Source organism: Pseudomonas sp. PARCl1, assembly GCF_947311875.1.
Lineage (GTDB): Bacteria > Pseudomonadota > Gammaproteobacteria > Pseudomonadales > Pseudomonadaceae > Aquipseudomonas > Aquipseudomonas juntendi.
This window is the reverse complement of record NZ_CAMZMX010000094.1, coordinates 1-2,988: the sequence shown is the minus strand read 5'-3', so window position 1 is coordinate 2,988 and position 2,988 is coordinate 1. Positions and strand designations below refer to the sequence as shown.

At 64.5% G+C, this 2,988-nt stretch carries 2 protein-coding genes; one reads left to right on the top strand and one right to left on the bottom strand.

Translation table 11 applies throughout. The features are described 5' to 3' along the window. Positions 1 to 144 precede the first annotated feature (144 nt). Positions 145 to 1,020: a LysR substrate-binding domain-containing protein gene (locus tag QME24_RS24605; protein WP_192440868.1), complete on the bottom strand. Its 876-nt coding sequence runs from the start codon at positions 1,018 to 1,020 to the stop codon at positions 145 to 147. A 113-nt stretch (positions 1,021 to 1,133) separates the two neighbouring features. Between QME24_RS24605 and QME24_RS24600 the strand changes: the two genes are divergently transcribed. Beyond that, positions 1,134 to 2,771: a 5-guanidino-2-oxopentanoate decarboxylase gene (locus QME24_RS24600; RefSeq protein ID WP_235768036.1), complete on the top strand. Its 1,638-nt coding sequence runs from the start codon at positions 1,134 to 1,136 to the stop codon at positions 2,769 to 2,771. The last annotated feature ends 217 nt before the right edge of the window (positions 2,772 to 2,988 follow it).

Sequence of the window (2,988 nt, the reverse complement as noted above, 5' to 3'; positions counted from 1 at the left end):
TGCCCTACTGAAAAGCGGAGACGAGTATCGGTCAAAAGCCGCTTAAAAAACTTCCCTAAAACCATAGAATCTCCCACAGGTATTGCACAGGTTTCAAAATCCTGTGCGTCACCTGTAGGAGCGGGCGAGCCCGCGAACAGGCCTTCACAAGCTGGTCTGGCCCTCCAGCCAGTCCAGCAACTCCAGCAACCCCGCGGGCAGGTTCCTGGCCTGGCTCACCAGGTAGTAGCCCTTACCGGTCCGCACCTTCAGCGCAAACGGCATGCAAAGCCGCCCGCTACGCAAGTCATCGCCAATCAGCGACCAATCACCGATAGCCACGCCTGTCCCCTGCGACGCCATGGCCATGGCCATGTCCAGCGTTTCGAAGTGCTGCTTCGGCCCCTGCGCAGCCAGCGTTACCCCAGCCGCCTGCAGCCATAACCGCCAATCATGCTCATCCCGCGAGGGGTGCAGCAACATGTGCCGCGCCAGGTCTTCAACCTGCTGCAAGGGCAGCGGCCCCTCACGCAAAGACGGTGCGCACACCGGCGTCAGTTGCTCATCGAACAGCTTGCGCACCTGCAGCCCGTGGTTCGGTGCCTCGCCATAGACCACCGCGGCATCAAAGCCCTCGCGGCGCAAATCCACGCCATGCTGAACGGTCGTGGTCAGTTCCACCGGTACATCCGGGCGCAGTGCCTGCCACTCCATCAAGCGCGGCAGCAGCCAGCGCATCACGCACGTGGGGGCCTTCAACTGCAGGGTCGTGCTGTGCTCTCCCACCTCACGCACCCCTTGTTCGATCAGCGCAAACACCTGTTGCACCCGTGGCAGCCAGTCCTGGCCTTCACGGGTCAGGCTCAAACCGCGGGCCTGGCGCTGGAACAGGGCATAACCCAAGTGCTGCTCCAGGGCGGCGATCTGCCGGCTGACGGCGCCCTGGGTGATGTGCAACTGCTGCCCGGCGCGGGTGAAATTGCAGCACTGGGCGGTGATCAGGAAGGTATGCAAGGCGGGTAAGGGCGGGAGGCGTTTCATCGCAATAAGCCATGACTTCAGGACATGGCTAGTATGTGTTTTTTTGCATTGTGGCGATAGCCGTGGCTTGGGTCCAATAAGCGCATAACCCAACAAGATTGATGGTGAACCCCATGGCAACCTGCGGCGAAGTGCTGGTCAAACTCCTTGAAGGCTATGGCGTGGACCATGTCTTCGGCATCCCCGGCGTGCATACGGTGGAGCTGTACCGAGGCCTGGCGGGCTCGTCCATTCGCCATATCACCCCGCGCCACGAGCAGGGCGCCGGGTTCATGGCTGACGGCTATGCGCGCACCCGTGGCAAACCCGGGGTGTGCTTCATCATTACCGGCCCGGGCATGACCAACATCGCCACCGCCATGGGCCAGGCCTATGCCGATTCGATTCCGATGCTGGTGATCTCCAGCGTGCAGTCGCGTGACCAGTTGGGCGGTGGCCGTGGCAAGCTGCACGAGTTGCCTGACCAGGCGGCGCTGGTGGCGGGTGTCGCGGCGTTTTCGCACACCCTGATGAATGCAGCCGACCTGCCACAGGTATTGGCGCGGGCCTTCGCGGTATTCGACAGCGCCCGGCCGCGCCCGGTGCATATCGAAATACCGCTGGATGTGCTGGTTCAGCCCGCCGACCAACTGTTGCCGGGCCGCCCGGTACGGGGTAACCGGGCAGGGGCTGCACCGCTGGCCGTGGCGCAGATGGCTGAACGCCTGGCCAGCGCGCGGCGGCCATTGATCCTGGCCGGTGGGGGTGCCTTGGCAGCAGGTGCTGCGTTGGCCCGCCTGGCCGAGCACCTGCAGGCACCGGTAGCCCTGACCATCAATGCCAAGGGCTTGCTGCCATCCAGCCACCCGCTGCAGATTGGCTCGACCCAGTCGCTACCGGCTACGCGGGCGCTGGTGGCCGAGGCCGACGTAGTGCTGGCGATCGGTACCGAACTGGCCGAAACCGATTATGACGTGACCTTCAAAGGCGGTTTCGACATCCCGGGGAGCCTGCTGCGCATCGACATCGACCCGGACCAGACCGTGCGCAACTACCTGCCGGAACTGGCACTGGTGGCCGATGCCGAACTGGCTGCCGAAGCGCTGCTGGCGGCCTTGCAGGCGCAGCCGCAGGGGATACACGACCGCAACTGGGGGCGGGCTCGCGTGACCAGGCTGCGGGAAGCCTTGGCAACCGGCTGGGACCAGCCGACCCTGAGCCAGACACGCTTGTTGACGGCCATCGTGCAGCGCCTGCCCGGTGTTGTGCTGGTGGGCGATTCTACCCAGCCGGTCTACACCGGTAACCTGACTTTGGACATGGACCAGCCGCGCCGCTGGTTCAACGCCTCGACGGGGTACGGCACCCTGGGCTATGCCTTGCCGGCGGCCATGGGTGCCTGGTTGGGCAGTGCCGAGCACGCTGCTGAGCGGGCGCCAGTGGTGTGCCTGATTGGCGATGGCGGCCTGCAGTTCACGCTGCCGGAGTTGGCCAGTGCCGTGGAGGCGCAGGTGCCGTTGATCGTGCTGCTGTGGAATAACCAAGGCTACGAAGAGATCAAGAAGTACATGCTCAACCGGGCGATCGAGCCGGTCGGGGTGGATATCCATACCCCAGACTTCATCGGCGTGGCGCGGGCGTTGGGGGCCGCAGCGCAGAGCGTGGCGGATGTGGCGCAATTGCAGGCGGCGCTGGGGCAGGCGATGGAGCGCAAGGGGCCGACATTGATCCAGGTAGACCAGCACCAGTGGCAGGGCACGGTTGTCGGTTGAACCTTGAGTCTTGGGTTGCTGGTGCCGGCCCTATCGCTGGCAAGCCAGCTCCCACAGGGATCGCCTTAGGGCTGACAGGTGTTTGTCAGAAGATATGCAGCGCCTGTGAGATCGAGCGCCGCCCGCGCGGCGCATCGCGAGCTGCGCTCGCTCCTACGTTTGTTTCGGGCCAGTAACGCCTGTGACAGGCGCGCGCGGCCGTCTTGTTTGTACGGCG